12 protein-coding genes and 1 tRNA gene are annotated in these 14662 nt (G+C 72.3%); 7 read left to right on the top strand and 6 right to left on the bottom strand.

Translation table 11 applies throughout. From position 1 onward, the window contains the following. Nucleotides 1–44 precede the first annotated feature (44 nt). Together CLV70_RS39540 and CLV70_RS01040 are read left to right on the top strand one after the other, a co-directional pair. Nucleotides 45–137 (top strand) — tRNA-Sec (locus CLV70_RS39540). A 176-nt stretch (nucleotides 138–313) separates the two neighbouring features. Further along, the gene (locus CLV70_RS01040; protein ID WP_106124410.1) at nucleotides 314–673 is read left to right on the top strand and encodes a hypothetical protein; all 360 of its coding nucleotides are present in this window, start codon (nucleotides 314–316) and stop codon (nucleotides 671–673) included. Here CLV70_RS01040 and CLV70_RS01035 read toward each other — a convergent pair. Together CLV70_RS01035 and CLV70_RS01030 are read right to left on the bottom strand one after the other, a co-directional pair. Further along, on the bottom strand, nucleotides 666–1469 hold the full coding sequence (locus CLV70_RS01035) for a hypothetical protein (RefSeq protein ID WP_146163916.1): 804 nt from the start codon (nucleotides 1467–1469) through the stop codon (nucleotides 666–668). The two genes, CLV70_RS01040 and CLV70_RS01035, sit on opposite strands and share 8 nt — an antisense overlap. Then, a complete protein-coding gene (locus CLV70_RS01030) occupies nucleotides 1433–3829 on the bottom strand; it encodes an NACHT domain-containing protein (protein ID WP_106124408.1) in 2397 nt (798 codons plus the stop codon). The genes CLV70_RS01035 and CLV70_RS01030 overlap by 37 nt, the downstream gene beginning before the upstream one ends. 113 nt (nucleotides 3830–3942) lie before the next feature. Here CLV70_RS01030 and CLV70_RS01025 point away from each other — a divergent pair, with 113 nt between their 5' ends. Genes CLV70_RS01025 through selB form a run of 3 tightly spaced genes read left to right on the top strand, consistent with a single transcriptional unit; the run spans nucleotide 3943 to nucleotide 8536 of the window. Continuing rightward, complete coding sequence (locus CLV70_RS01025; protein ID WP_146163915.1) at nucleotides 3943–5487, top strand: cache domain-containing protein; 1545 nt, start codon at nucleotides 3943–3945, stop codon at nucleotides 5485–5487. A 30-nt stretch (nucleotides 5488–5517) separates the two neighbouring features. Then, nucleotides 5518–6804, top strand: a complete 1287-nt coding sequence (gene selA, locus CLV70_RS01020; protein WP_106124406.1) for an L-seryl-tRNA(Sec) selenium transferase — start codon at nucleotides 5518–5520, stop codon at nucleotides 6802–6804. Nucleotide 6805: 1 nt separating this feature from the next. Continuing rightward, the gene (selB, locus tag CLV70_RS01015; protein ID WP_106124405.1) at nucleotides 6806–8536 is read left to right on the top strand and encodes a selenocysteine-specific translation elongation factor; all 1731 of its coding nucleotides are present in this window, start codon (nucleotides 6806–6808) and stop codon (nucleotides 8534–8536) included. Here selB and CLV70_RS01010 read toward each other — a convergent pair. After that, nucleotides 8496–9938: an MFS transporter gene (locus CLV70_RS01010; protein ID WP_106124404.1), complete on the bottom strand. Its 1443-nt coding sequence runs from the start codon at nucleotides 9936–9938 to the stop codon at nucleotides 8496–8498. The genes selB and CLV70_RS01010 overlap by 41 nt on opposite strands. Nucleotides 9939–10119: 181 nt before the next feature. Here CLV70_RS01010 and glgX point away from each other — a divergent pair, with 181 nt between their 5' ends. After that, nucleotides 10120–12228 (top strand): glycogen debranching protein GlgX, encoded by a 2109-nt coding sequence (gene glgX / locus CLV70_RS01005; protein WP_106124403.1) that lies wholly within the window; start codon nucleotides 10120–10122, stop codon nucleotides 12226–12228. A 55-nt stretch (nucleotides 12229–12283) separates the two neighbouring features. Further along, complete coding sequence (locus tag CLV70_RS01000; RefSeq protein WP_146163914.1) at nucleotides 12284–12790, top strand: hypothetical protein; 507 nt, start codon at nucleotides 12284–12286, stop codon at nucleotides 12788–12790. 121 nt (nucleotides 12791–12911) lie between these two features. On the opposite strand, the gene CLV70_RS00995 is transcribed toward CLV70_RS01000, so the two are convergent. The 3 genes from CLV70_RS00995 to CLV70_RS00990 all read right to left on the bottom strand — a co-directional run bounded on the left by CLV70_RS00995 (nucleotide 12912) and on the right by CLV70_RS00990 (nucleotide 14638). Further along, complete coding sequence (locus CLV70_RS00995) at nucleotides 12912–13820, bottom strand: JmjC domain-containing protein (RefSeq protein ID WP_158277674.1); 909 nt, start codon at nucleotides 13818–13820, stop codon at nucleotides 12912–12914. 25 nt (nucleotides 13821–13845) lie between these two features. Continuing rightward, a complete protein-coding gene (locus CLV70_RS39535; RefSeq protein ID WP_158277673.1) occupies nucleotides 13846–14322 on the bottom strand; it encodes a hypothetical protein in 477 nt (158 codons plus the stop codon). A gap of 76 nt (nucleotides 14323–14398) precedes the next feature. Then, a complete protein-coding gene (locus CLV70_RS00990; RefSeq protein WP_106124400.1) occupies nucleotides 14399–14638 on the bottom strand; it encodes a DUF397 domain-containing protein in 240 nt (79 codons plus the stop codon). Nucleotides 14639–14662: the final 24 nt, after the last annotated feature.

The raw sequence follows: 14662 nt of genomic DNA, 5'->3' as shown, positions 1-14662 counted from the left end.
CTCCCACGAACCGGGGCGATCCGCCCACCGCTACGCTGACCGGCGGAGGCGTTCAGGTGGCTGGTGCCCCTCCCGGTCTTCAACACCGGTGTGGCCCGGCATCCGGGCCAGGCGGGTTCGATTCCCGTCCGCCTCCGCTCCCCAACCCGTCCGCGTGGCGCCGACACCCTCTACCCCTGGGTGCCGGGTGGCGCCCGGGGAAGGCCGCTGCGCCGACAAGAGCCGCCGGAGGGTCATCCACATTTTTCCGGGCGTTCACCCCCCGACCGGGGCAGAAGGGATATCAATGGTGACCGATCACTGAGGAGGATCCATGAAGAACTGGTCCCGCAGGGCCCGCCTGCTGGCCGGCGCGCTCGCGCTGAGCCTGGTCACCGTCCTGGCCCCCGCGTCGCCCGCGCTCGCGCTCAACCGGGTGGCCTGCAACGAGCGGGGCTACCTCCGGATCTGGTTCTGGTCCTGGACCAGCGACGGGTTCGAGTACGAGGACAGCATCTGCTGGGCCAACGCCGGCGAGGACGACCTGCTCGAGATCCGGCGGGCGACGCGGCTGTGGTCGGGCGAGAATCTCGGGTACGTGACCACCGCGCAGCGGGGCCGGATCGACTTCGACAAGCGGAACCAGGAGTTCGACCTCCACGAGGGCACCGTGGACTTCCTCAAGATCAATTGATCGCGGGGTTCGCGGGGGAGATCAGCTGGCGTACGAGAACCTCGGCTTCCTGCAGACTCATGCCGTCGCGTTCGGTCGAGAACCGGCCCTCGGTGCTGACGCCGCGGTAGAGGGCCTCCCATTCGGCGAACTCGCCGAGGTTGACCCGCTTCTGGGCCACGTACAGCAGCATGGCGGTCGCCGGGCTGTCCCGGTACAGGCGGGCGTCGCCGAGTGCCGGGATCTCCACCAGCAGGCGGGGGTGCTCGCAGATCGCCAGCGCCAGGGCCACCGGGTCGGGGGAGCGGTCGAGCTCCAGCAGCAGGCCGATCACCTGCCGCGCGTCCTTGACGGTCAGCTCGGTCACCCGGGTGCGCAGCAGGAGCATGAGCAGGCGGGCCACCTTGTCGCGGTCGGGGCGGCTCGCCCGCGCCGGCGGCGTGGGGGTGACGATGTGGTCGAGGTGGCCGAAGGCGATCGCCGGCACGAGCCAGCTCTGCATCTGCAGCCACCAGTCGTCGGCGGTGAAGATCGTCCGGGTGCCGTGCAGGACGGCGGCGCCCAGACCCAGCTGGGCGGCCGTTCTCGCGTCGTCGACGAGACGCGCGCTGTCGTACTCCGGGAAGGTGCGTCCGTGGCTGGGCGGCTGAGTGCGGATCGTGCCGTCCCGGCGGTCGAGGGTCATCGCCCCGAGGGTGGCCAGCCAGGCATCGGGGTCGAGGCCGGCGTGCCAGAGTGCCACCAGCGAGGACCAGTCCTGGGCCAGCTGGGGTGATCTCGTCAGCCGGCCGTCCGGGGTGAGGTTGAGGCGGAGCACGACCAGATTCGCCGAGTACGCCGCCAGCTGCCGCACATGGTCGGCCGGCAGCGGGCGGTAGGACCGGTACTTCTCGGACGGCGGCCGGGTGCGCCACCGGCCGAGCAGAAGTCGACGACCTTGGCGATCTTCGCCTGCTCAAGCTCCGGAAGCGCCCGGAAGATCTGGCTCGCGAACTGCAGGATGGGCCGTTGGGTCGCCAGAGCCTGGTGGGAGAGCAGCGCGTGCAGGAGATCGTCGTCGGGGTCGCGCTGCCGGCGGCCGTTGTACGCCACGTCGGCGACGTCGCGCAGCACGTCGATGATCTTGCGGGCCACCAGGTATTCCCCGAAGGTGGCGTGCAGGAACTCGTACGAGCGCTCGGCCGCGTCGCCGCCGATCAGCGTCGCCTCGGACGCGTGGATGAAGAAGAACTCGATCAGCAGCCGGCGTCCGGAGTCGCGGGGCCGACGGTCCGTCGACTCCGCGGTCAGGGCCTCGAGGTCGCCGCCCAGCTCGGTCTCGCCCACGTGCTGGCGCCCGCGGTTGAACATCGCCAGCGCCGCGATGCTGAGCCGGTCGATCGAGGCCTCGATGGCGGCACGGGTCTCCTCCCGCAGCGACGTACGCCGGATGTCCTTGGTCCGCTCTCGTCCGGCGAACCGGGTGAACAGGTGGTCGTACAGGGTGGCCTTGGACGAGTCCGCGTCGAGCTCTGCCGCTCCCGGGCCGCTGACGTAGAGGGCGAGCAACATCAGCAACAGCGGCTGCCGGGCCAGGTGCGGCTGGCGTAGCGCCTCGTCCCGGGTGAGCCGGCGGGACCCGGGGACCCGCGCCAGGGCGGGTGTGGCGCTGTTCCACCGGCTGATCCAGGTGCCGATCTGGTCGTCACTGAACTCGGCGATCTTCAGGGTGGCGGTGCCGGCCGGGATGTCGATGCGGTCGGCGACGACGGTCCGCGAGGTGACGATGACCGCGACGGGATGCCCCTGGTCGGCCTCCACCTGCTGGAACCGGACGATCTCGTGCAGGTAGCCGGTCCGGTCGAGGTTCGCCGCCTGCAGCAACTCGTCCAGGCCGTCCAGCAGCACGACGCGCAGCCGGTCCGTCGTGGCGTCGACGAGCTCGGCCCACCCCACCCGCCGGTTGGTCGCCAGGTCGAGACCCTCCTGGATCTGGTCGAGGATGGAGGCGTGCGCGCTCACCGCCCTCAGCGGGACGCTCACCGTGGTGTAGTCGGTGGAGGGCAGGCTGGCCGCCAGCATCTTCGTCAGCATCGACTTGCCCGCGCCCGGATGCCCGAGCAGCAGCAGCGGCCCGCGCGTCGCGTCCGTGGAGAGCAGGTGCGCGGCGAGCCGGTCCGCCAGGTGATGGTGCAGCGGCAGGCCCGACCACCAGGTGTCGTCGGACGCCCGGGTCCCGGAGTCGAAGACGCAGATGCGGAACCCGGGCGGTACGAACAGCTCGGCGACGCTGGGAAAGCGGAAGGCGGCGTCGCGCCACGGGACGCTCGTGGAGACCACGGGGTCGCGGAGCCGCCCGGTGTTGGCGAGGTCGAGGGCATGCGCCGCCGCGGGCGTCTGCCCGGCCTTCGCGCCGAGCGCGGCGAGCAGGGCCTTGATCTGCAGGAACGAGGTGTCGACCGCGCTCCGCGTCGCCGCGTGCTCGTCCAGTTCGGACCAGATCCGGAATTCCGGCGCGCCGGCCTCCAGGTCGACGTAGTACGCGCGGTAACGTTCCGCCGCCTTGCGGGGCAGTGCCCGCATCCGGCGCTCGAACGTACGTGCCTGTTCGGAGACCAGCCGCAGGAGGCTCAGCGACTGGAGGAGATCGGTCGTCGAGAGGTGCAGCCGGTCGAGCCAGGCGTCGACCTGCCGCGCGTTCTCGACGAACCCCCGGGTGGCGGACGGCAGCGGGATCTCGCTGGTGTACAGCCGCTCGACCAGGGAGTTCGCCTGGCCGGGCGCGGGGCCGAAGGCGGCGTTCGCCTGCTCCCGCTCGTCGAGCCGGAAGCCACCGAACCCGGCGTCGGTGACCGCCTCGTGGAATACGTCGAAATAGGCGGCGACCACGATGGTGCTGTGTGCCGCCCTGATCAGGTGCCGGCGCTCGAGTCCCGCCGTACCGTCGATTTTTCCGCCGAGCCGGACGACCAGCTTGCGGAGCAGCCCGGTGGCCTCGTTCTTCTGGTCGATCCACCCCCAGACCGGCGCCAGGACGGCGGCGCCGGCCGGTCCGCCCGCGGCGGCCAGCCCGGCGCCGGCCCCCGCGGCCAGGATCACCCCGCCGAGCAGGGTGTCCAGCCGGTCGACGAGCGGGCTCTCCGTTCTGCCGAGGATCCGTAGGGCTCCGCGGAAGGTCAGCGACGGCTCTCGGCCCATGCGGTCAGCGTATCCGACGGCTACACGCGGTAACGGACGCGTAAACTGCTCAGATTTCGGGGCCGGGACCCGAAGAATCCGGTGACCTGCGTCTCACTGCGGAAGGTGTGCCGGTGCGGAAGATCAATGCCTCCATCGCCGTCAAGCTCATGGCTGTCGCGCTGGTCGCGGTGCTGGGCGTGCTGGTGCTCGCGTTCGTCCGGATCGCCGATATCCGCCCGACCGAGATGGAGGCGCGGGAGGTCAAGATGCGGCAGCTGGTCGAGGCGGCGCACTCGGTGCTGGGCTCGTACCAGAAGCTGGAGGCCGACGGCACGCTGACGCGGATCCAGGCGCAGGACGCGGCCAAGGCGACCATCAAGAACATGCGGTACGACAAGGTCGAGTACTTCTGGATCAACGACATGCACCCGCGCATGGTCATGCACCCGACGTCGCCCGCGCTGGACGGCGAGGACCTGTCGATGAACGAGGACCCCAACGGGAAGTTGCTGTTCGTCGAGATGGTCAAGGTCGTGCGGGCCAACGGGGCCGGATCCGTCAGCTACCTGTGGCCGAAGCCCGATCACAAGGACCCGGTGCCCAAGCTTTCGTACGTGGCCGGCTTCGCCCCGTGGGAATGGATCATCGGCAGCGGCATCTACATCGACGACGTCGACGCGATCGTGGCCACCAAGCGCAACCAGGTGCTGCTGCAGACCGGCGTCGTGCTGGTGCTGCTGCTCGCCGGGCTGGCCGCGGTCAGCCTCTCCATCTCGCGCCCGGTGCGGCGGATGACCGGCACCCTGGACCGGCTGGCGGCGGGCGACCTCGACGTGCCGGTGCCGCCCGCGGGACGCGACGAGCTCGGCCGGATGGCCGCCTCCGTGCGTACGCTGCAACGGAATCTGCGCACCAAGCAGGAGCTGGAGCAGCAGGCCGCGGGTCTGCAGGAGCAGGCCGCCGCGGACCAGCGGCGGGCCACCGCCGACCTGGCGCAGCGGGTGGAGTCCGTGGTCCGCACGGTGCTGGACCGGATCACCGAGGCCGTCACCAGCATGCAGGAGACCGCCGCGGACCTGACCACGACGACCGGCGACCTGAGCACGGCCGTCGACCGGATCAGCGGGCAGGCGGCGGAGTCGACCGGCACCGCGGCCCAGGCGGCCCAGGAGGCCAACCAGGTCAGCGACACGGTGACCGGGCTGACCTCGGCGGCCGAGACGATCGGCGGGGTCATCGAGGTCATCCGCAGCGTCGCCGCCCAGACGAACCTGCTGGCCCTCAACGCCACCATCGAGGCGGCCCGTGCCGGCGACATGGGCAAGGGCTTCGCCGTGGTCGCCAACGAGGTCAAGGAGCTGGCCCAGCAGAGCGCGGCGGCCACCGACCAGATCGCGTCCGAGGTGGAGGCCATCCAGGCGACGTCGAACGACGCGGCCTCGGTGATGGCGCGCATGGCGGAGACCGTACGCTCGCTCGGCTCGGCCACCGACGACGTCGCGGTCGCCATCGCGGGCGGCGACGGGGCCCGCAGCAGCGTCCGCGAGACCGCCTTCCGCACCGGTCAGGTAGCGGTCCGCATCCAGCAGGCCTCCGACCAGCTGGCCCGCGAGGCGGACCGGGTGAGCACGGAGTTCGCGGCCCTGATCGAACAGATGACGGAGGGCCACCGCTGACCCACCCGCCGGTTCGATACGGTGGTGCGGATGGAGCAGGACCCGAGGCGGGGCATTCCGCGTACCGATGTGGTTCTCGGCGATCCGCGGGTCGTCGCCGCGGCCGGGCGGCTCGGGCGGGAGCAGGTCAAGGCCGCCGTCGTCGGGGCGCAGGGGCGGGCGCGGGCCGGTGAGATCGGGCCCGGTGACGTGGTGGAGGCCGCGCTGGCCGCTCTCGAGGGCGGGTTGCGGCCGGTGCTGAACGCCACCGGCGTGGTGCTGCACACGAATCTGGGGCGGGCCGCGTTGTCGCCGGCGGCGGTCGAGGCCGTCGTCGCCGCCGCCGGTCACACCGATGTCGAGCTCGATCTGGACAGCGGGCGGCGGGCGAAGCGGGGGCGGGATGCTCTCGCCGCGCTGGCCGCCGCGGTGCCGGACGCCGGCGGGGTGCACGTGGTCAACAACGGGGCGGCCGCGCTGGTGCTGGCCGCGACCGTGCTCGCCCAGGGGCGGGAGATCGTCGTCAGCCGGGGCGAGCTGGTCGAGATCGGGGACGGGTTCCGGCTGCCGGACCTGCTCGTCTCCACCGGGGCCCGGCTGCGGGAGGTCGGCACCACGAACCGGACCTCGCGGGAGGACTACGCCGCGGCGGTCGGGCCGGAAACCGGCTTCGTGCTCAAGGTGCATCCGTCGAACTTCGTCGTGCGGGGGTTCACCCGGTCGGTGGGGATCGGCGAGCTGCGGGGGCTGGGCGTTCCGGTGGTCGCCGACATCGGGTCGGGGCTGCTCGCGGCCGATCCGCTGCTGCCGGACGAGCCCGACGCGGCATCGACCCTGCGGGCCGGGGCGCACCTGGTCATCGCCAGCGGGGACAAGCTGCTCGGCGGGCCGCAGGCCGGGTTGCTGCTGGGCGACGCCGCGCTGGTGGAGCGGTTGCGGCGGCATCCGCTGGCGCGGGCGCTGCGGGTCGACAAGCTGACGCTCGCCGCGCTGCGGGCCACCGTGGCCGGGCCGGAGACGCCGACGTGGCAGGCGTTGCGGATGGACGCCGGGGAGCTGCGGGCGCGCACCGAACGGGTCGCCGCGGAGCTGGCCGGCGCCGGGGTGGCCGCCGAGGTCACCGGCTCGGTCGCGGTCGTCGGCGGCGGCGGCGCCCCGGAGCTGGAGCTGCCGTCGTGGGCCGTGGCGCTGCCCGAGGCGTACGCCCGCCCGCTGCGCACCGGTGAGCCGCCGGTGGTCGGCCGGGTCGTGCGCGGGCGGCTGCTGCTGGATCTGCGATGCGTGCCCGCGGCCCAGGACAGGGCGCTGGTCTCGGCGGTCCTCCGGGCGGACGCCTGACGTGCACGTCGTCGCCACCGCCGGGCACGTCGACCACGGGAAGTCGACCCTGGTCCGCGCCCTGACCGGGATGGAACCCGACCGGTGGGCCGAGGAGCGGCGCCGCGGCATGACCATCGACCTGGGTTTCGCGTGGACCACGCTGGAGCCCGGCGGCACCGTGGCGTTCGTCGACGTCCCCGGCCACGAGCGGTTCGTGCCGAACATGCTCGCCGGGATCGGGCCGGTGCCCGCCGCCATGGTGGTCGTCGCGGCCGACGAGGGCTGGATGCCGCAGTCCGCCGAGCACCTGGCCGCCCTGGACGCGCTCGGGGTGCGCCACGGCCTGCTGGTCGTCTCCCGGTGCGACCTGGCCGATCCGGGGCCGGCGCGGGACCGGGCGGCCGCGGAGCTCGCCCGCAGCTCGCTGGGCGCGGTCGAGGCCGTGGCGGTCAGCGCGGTCACCGGCGAGGGGCTGGGCGCGCTGCGGGCCGCGCTCGGCCGGCTGGTCACGGCGCTGCCCGCGCCGCCGGAGGGTCCCGTACGGCTGTGGATCGACCGGGCGTTCACGATCAAGGGCGCGGGCACGGTGGTCACCGGGACGCTCGGCGGCGGCGAGCTGCGTACGGGCGACGAACTGGAACTGACCGGCGCGGACCGGGCGGTGCGGGTGCGCGGCCTGCAGAGCCTCGGGAAGCCGGCCGGCTCGGTGCGGGGTACCGCCCGGGTGGCGGTCAACCTGCGGGGCGTCGGCACGGACGAGGTGGGGCGGGGCGCCGCGCTGCTCACGCCCGGCCGCTTCCTCTTCACCGGCCTCGTCGACGTGCGGGTGCACGGCGACCCGGCCGGCGAGCTTCCGGCCACCCTCACCCTGCATGCCGGATCGGCCGCCGTTCCGGTGCGGGTACGCCCCCTCGGCGCCGACACCGCCCGGTTGCGGCTCGCCCGCCCCCTGCCGCTGCGCGTGGGGGACCGGGCGCTGCTGCGCGATCCCGGCCGGCACCACGTGGCCGGGGGCGTGACCGTGCTGGACGTCGTACCCCCGGGACTGAACCGGCGGGGTGCCGCCGCGGCCCGCGCGGCGACGCTGGCCGGGATGGACGGCGTGCCCGACCTGGCCGGCGAGCTGCGGCGGCGCAAGCTCGCCCGGCGCGACGACCTGCTGCGGATGGGGGTGCCCGCCACGGGGGACACGTGGCTGGCCGACCCGGAGCACTGGGCCGGGCTGCGCGTGCGGCTGGCCGCGGAGGTGACCGCGTACGCCGCGGAACGCCCGCTGGAGCCGGGAGCACCGGTGGAGGCGCTGCGACACCGGCTCGCCCTGCCGGACCGGTCGCTGGTCGAGGCGCTCGTCGCCCCGCCGCTGGTGCTGCGCGCGGGCCGCGTGTCGGCGGGCGGGACCGGCGTGCCGGCCGAGCTGGCCGCCGCGGTGGACGAGGCGTTCGCCGAGCTGGCCGGGCCGTTCGCGGCGCCGGAGGCGTACCGGCTGGCGGAGCTGGGGCTGGGGGTGCGGCAGGTGGCCGCGGCGGTCCGGGCCGGGCTGCTGGTGCAGCTGGCGGGGACGGTCGTGCTGCGGCCGGACGCCGTCGCGCGGGCCGGCGAGGTGCTGGCCGGGCTGCCGCAGCCGTTCACGCTCAGCGAGGCGCGTCAGGCGCTCGGCACGACCCGCCGGGTGGCCGTGCCGCTGCTGGAGCTGCTGGACCGTACCGGCGTCACCCGTCGCCTGCCGGACGACCGCCGCTCGCTGCGATAACCGCGGGGGAGCCCGCCGCGGTGGCGCGGGCCCGGGCGCTCGTCGTCACCAGGCCCAGGACCAGCACGGCGGCGCCGCAGCCGGCCATGATCCACCAGCCGGCCCGGGACGCCTCGGCGAAGCGGGCGGCGGACGGGCCGTCCAGCCCGGAGACGACGGCGGCGCCGATGACCGCGACGCCGAGCGCCGCGCCCACCTGCCGGCTGGTCGAGGCGAGCGCCGCCGCGACCCCGGCCTGCGCGCGCGGCAGGCCGGACACGGCGGTGTCGGTGATCGGCGCGTTGACCAGGCCGAACCCCAGCCCGAAGAGCACATAACCGATCATCAGCACCCAGACCGGCGTACGGGCGGTGAGCTGCGTGAACGGCAGCATGGCCAGGGCGATGGCCGCGCCGCCGAGGGCCAGCGGCAGCCGGGCGCCGCGGGTGCCGACGATGCGCCCGGACAGCGGCGCGACGACCGCGGTGACCAGCGCCATCGGCAGCGTCCAGAGGCCGGCGTGCAGGGCGGAGAGCCCGCGTACGTCCTGGAGGTAGAGCGCGTTGAGGAACAGGAAGCCGGCCAGGGCGCCGAACGCGCACACCGCGATCACCGTCGCGCCCGCGAACGGCACGCTGCGGAACACCCGCAGGTCCAGCAGCGGTTCCTCGCGGCTGTTCTCGTACGGGATCAGCACCGCCAGCGCCGCCGCCCCCACCGCGAAGCAGCCGATGATCCCCGGCGCGGTCCACCCCCGCGCCGGCCCCTCGATGATCCCGAAGGTCACGGCGGCCAGCAGCGTCAGCACCAGCAGCTGCCCCACCGGGTCGAGCCGGCGCGCCCGGGCGGCCCGCGACTCCGGGACGAAGGCGGCGGCGAGCGCGATCGCGGCCAGTCCGACCGGCACGTTGATCCAGAAGATCGACCGCCAGCCGAGCGCGGCCACCAGGGCGCCGCCCAGGACCGGGCCGAGGGCCATGCTCAGCCCCACCACCCCGCCCCACACGCCGATGGCCCGGGCCCGCTCGCGCGGCGCGGTGAAGGTGTTGGTGATGATCGACATCGCGACCGGGTTGAGCATGGAACCGCCGACCGCCTGCAGCGCGCGGAAGAAGATGAGCCAGCCCAGCGAGGGCGCCACGCTGCACAGCAGCGAGCCGGCGGTGAACAGGGCGAGGCCGGTCTGGAAGGTGCGCCGGCGGCCGGCCCGGTCGGCGGTCGAGCCGGCCAGCACCAGCAGGCTGGCCAGGACCAGCGTGTACGCGTCGATGACCCACTGGAGGCCGGACACGGAGGCGTCCAGGTCGGCGCGGATCGACGGCAGCGCGATGTTCACGATCGTGGTGTCGAGCCCGACGATGAACAGGCTCAGGCAGCAGATCGCGAGCACCGACCGGCGGCGGCGGGGGCTGAGCTCGGTCATCCCACCAGTTGTACCGCGCGAAGTGTGCATGATGCAGCATTCCGCGGGCGGGTGCTTCGCGCCGTTCCCCGCCTCGGCCGGCGCGGCCGGGCGTACCTTACGGTCAGCGGGCGGTGCGGGGAAGGTTCATTCCCTCGCGTACGGGGAAGGTCTGCGCGCAAGCCGTCACGAGGAGAACCGCATGAAGATCTGGCCGGGCAACCCGTATCCGCTCGGTGCCACCTACGACGGGGGCGGCACGAACTTCGCCCTCTTCTCCGAGGTCGCCGAGCGGGTGGAGCTGTGCCTGTTCGACGACGCGGGCAACGAGACGCGGGTGGACCTGCCCGAGCGGGAGGCGCTGGTCTGGCACGGGTACCTGCCGCGGATCGTGCCGGGTCAGCGGTACGGCTACCGGGTGCACGGGCCGTACGACCCGTCGCGGGGGCTGCGGTGCAATCCGAGCAAACTGCTGCTGGATCCGTACGCGAAGGCGATCGAGGGACACCACGTGTGGGACAACGCGTTGTTCTCGTACAACTTCGGCGACCCGAACTCGTACAACGACACCGACTCGGCGCCGTACGCGATGCGCTCGGTGGTGGTGAACCCGTACTTCGACTGGGCCAACGACCGCCCGCTGCGGATCCCGTTCCACCAGACGGTCATCTACGAGGCGCACGTGAAGGGGATGACGGCCGCGAACCCGCGGATCCCCGAGGACGTGCGGGGCACCTACTCCGGCCTCGCCCACCCCGAGATGATCAAACATTTCCGGCAGCTCGGGGTGACCGCGGTCGAGCTGATGCCGGTGCACCAGTTCGTCCACGACTCCGGCCTGACGGAGCGCGGCCTGTCGAACTACTGGGGCTACAACACGATCGGATTCTTCGCCCCGCACAACGACTACGCCTCGTTCGGCGGCAGCGGCGGCCAGGTCCAGGAGTTCAAGTCCATGGTCAAGGCCCTGCACGCGGCCGGCATCGAGGTCATCCTCGACGTGGTCTACAACCACACCGCCGAGGGCAACCACCTCGGGCCGACGCTGTCCTTCCGCGGCATCGACAACCCGGCCTACTACCGGCTCGTCGACGGCGACCGGCAGTACTACTACGACACCACCGGCACCGGCAACAGCCTGAACGTGCGCCACCACGAGTCCCTGCGGCTGCTGATGGACTCGCTGCGCTACTGGGTGACCGAGATGCACGTCGACGGGTTCCGCTTCGACCTCGCCGCCTCGCTGGCCCGCGAGTTCCACGAGGTGAACCGCCTCGCCGCGTTCTTCGACCTGGTCAACCAGGACCCGGTGGTGTCGCAGGTGAAGCTGATCGCCGAGCCGTGGGACGTCGGCGACGGCGGCTACCAGGTCGGCGGGTTCCCGCCGCTGTGGACCGAGTGGAACGGCAAGTACCGCGACACCGTCCGCGACTTCTGGCGCGGCGAGCCGGCCAGCCTCGGCGAGTTCGCCTCCCGCTTCACCGGCTCCTCCGACCTGTACGAGATCGACGGGCGCCGGCCGATCGCCTCGATCAACTTCGTCACCGCCCACGACGGGTTCACCCTCACCGACCTGGTCTCCTACAACGAGAAGCACAACGACGCGAACGGCGAGGAGAACCGCGACGGCGAGAGCCACAACCGGTCCTGGAACTGCGGCGCCGAGGGGCCCACCGACGACGCCGGCATCGTGAAGCTGCGGGAGCGGCAGAAGCGCAACTTCCTCGCCACCCTGCTGCTGTCGCAGGGCGTGCCGATGATCGCCCACGGCGACGAGCTCGGCCGCACCCAGCAGGGCAACAACAACGTCTACGCGCAGGACGGCCCGCTGTCCTGGATCGACTGGGACGACGCCCGCCACCACGACGTGCTCACCCTGTTCACCCAGCAGCTCACCGCGCTGCGCGCCCGGCACCCGATCTTCCGCCGCCGCCGGTTCTTCACCGGCGACCCGGCCGGCGACTCCAAGCAGCCCGACATCGCCTGGCTGCGCCGCGACGGCGAGCCGATGACGCCGGAGGACTGGACGGCGCAGTCCGGGATGACCATGACGGTGTTCCTCAACGGCCACGGCATCCCCGAGCAGGACCCCCTCGGCGAGCCCATCGTGGACGACTCGTTCCTGGTCCTGTTCAACCCGCTGCCGGAGGACGTCACCTTCACCTTCCCGCCGATCGAGTACGGCCGGACCTGGGAGAAGGTGGTCGACACCGCCGACCCGCTGCTGGCCGGCCGGAAGAAGTCGGTGAAGGCCGGGGGCACCCTGCCGGTCGGCGGCCACACCATGGTCGTCCTGCGCTGCCGCTACTGACGGGTGGAAACGGTTGTCCGGACTCGAGCTCGCCCGCCGCTTCTACCACCGGCAGGTGCGGCCGCTGCTCGGGTCCGGGCAGCACGCCGCGGCCCTGCTCGGCAACGGCTCCGAGGTGCTCGGCCTCGACGACGAGGTGTCGGCCGACCACGACTTCGGCCCGCGGGTGCAGGTGTTCCTGCCGCCGGGGGCGCCACGGCCCGACCTGGCGGCGCTGCCGGCGACCTTCGAGGGTTTCGGCACGGACCAGGTCGAGCTGACCACCGCAGGGGACTTCTTCACCGACCGCCTGGGCATCGACCCCGCCGACGGCCTCGCCCCGAGTTCTTGGGACAGCGCCAGCCGGGTCACCGACGCGCACGACCGCCGTGCCCTGCCTGCCTATGGCGTCGTGAGGCGCCGGAAACTCCAACGCAACGTCGGAGCGCCGGCCTCTTCCAGCGCCAGCGCGAGGCGGCCGGCGGACCTCCGCGCCGCCTCTTCGTCAGCTTCCGTCATCGTCGCCCGCCTGCCGGTTCCTCTGGGTCTACCGCGTCGACTTTGCGCGGCGTGTAACGAATAGGCGACCACACCGTTAGGACGTCTTGGGACCTTCTGGCTGGCATGGCCGTCTCGCCAGCGAGGGAGTCGTTGCGTGAACCATCCGCGGGAGTTCCCGCCGAGCCGGGTGCTCTGGTCGGCCGTCAGATGTAGTCGGGTTCGAGTTCGCTTCGGGCCGTGTCGAGCAGTTCGGCGGCGAACGCCTGGGTGTCGACCTTGCCGAGCCAGTCGACGAAGGCCTTTCGTGCCTGGTCGATCTGTGCGGCGAGCGCGTCGTCGCCGACGATGTCCGCCGGCGCGATCACGCGTCGCAGCGAGGTCGACTCGATGGCGGCCTTGGCCAGTTTCTCGCCGATCCAGAAGCCGGTGCGTTCGCGGATGACGAAGGTCAGGTGGACGCTGTCCTCGGTCTGGTTGAAAGCGTGCGGGTTGTGGACCCAGCCGCGCGGGAGCACGAGAACCTGCCCCGGTTTGAGCTCGATCTCCAGGTCGGGGCCATCGGCCTTGAGCTGCTCGACCAGTTCGTCGAGCGGCTGGGTGTTGGATGCCTTGTAGCCGCGATGCGGTTCGTCGCCGACCGGCCGCCAGATCTGCCAGGTCTTGCAGCCTGCGGCTTGGTAGACGATGCCGATGTTCTGGTCCCAGTGGTAGTCGAGGCCCTGGGCGCCGGCGGGGGTGACGAACGCGGTGACGTAGCAGCCGTAGCCGGTCTCGTGTTGGATGGCTCGGCACATGGCGTGCAGCGGCGGGTACCAGCGGTCCAGGTTGCGGATCTGGAAGCTGTAGCCGCGCTCGCGCCACATCGCGATCCGTGCGGGGTCGAGCTTGCCGGCGGTCGCGTACGCGCGAGGATGGCGGGCGGCGCCGTCCTTGACGACGTTGATCTCGTCGGCGGGCGCGCACCCGGTTTCGAGGTATGTGTTGAGTAGTTTCGCGTTGACGATGGCCGGCAGGTGACTGCCGTCGGGCAGGTCGTGGATGGCTGGTTCGGTCGGCCAGTTCGTCATCATGTCCTGGTACGTCGCTTGATCGAACAGCATCCTGAGGGTCACGGCGTCCTCCGCGGGCTGGGAGTGGTCAGGGTCGGGGCGGTAGTGGGCATGGGATGTCGGGCAGGTGGGTGTGCGGGCAGCAGATGGCCGCGTAGGCGATGACTCCGCCGTTCGGGTTGGTGTAGTACTGCCAGTAGGCGTCCACACCATTGAGCAGCCCGTCCCGGGAGGTGGCTCTGCGCGCGTCCAGTCCGACATCGCCGGCCAGCGGTGGTCGGGCGCCGTTGACGGCGGGGAATCCGACGTCGCCTTCCATGGGCGGGTGGCTTTTGTAGGTGGCGGCCATCCAGTCGATGGCGTCGTCGACGTCGGTCCAGGTGAGGTCGGCTGATACAGCGTTGCGGCGTAACAGGTAATGGCCGAGCCGCATGGGTGGCAGTGAGGAGCGGAGGAATTCCTGGGTCGCGGGTGTGCCGGGCACGCCGGGCCGGCGCAGCGATACGTCCTTCAGATCCTTGCTCGATCCGGTCCAGAGATAGCCGTGCCAGTGCCCGAGGGTCATCCCGCTTCCTCAATCTGTTGTCAGCTGCGGTGGGCCGCCCTCCGGCGACCCACCCGGTGTGAACTGGGCTTGCGGATCAGGCGTTGTCGCCCGGCCCGGTGATGGCGATGACGAAGTCGGTCATCTCCGCCGCGCTGAAGCGCAGGGTCGGGCTGGCCGCGCCGAGCTTGGTGTCGCGGATGGCGTAGGCGCCGGGCTCGCCGGGGATGTCCGCGAACGAGACGCAGGACTCCAGGCTGCCGCCGATGTTGCCGCCACACGGCGTGCGGAACGCCGTTTCCGGGACCTCGACCGAGTACAGGTCGTCGGTGTCCATGGCATGCTCTCCTTTGCGTGTGCG

The organism is Pseudosporangium ferrugineum, from assembly GCF_003002065.1.
Lineage (GTDB): Bacteria > Actinomycetota > Actinomycetes > Mycobacteriales > Micromonosporaceae > Actinoplanes > Actinoplanes ferrugineus_A.
The sequence above is the reverse complement of the archived record's forward strand: the minus strand, read 5'-3'. Positions and strand labels throughout refer to the sequence as shown.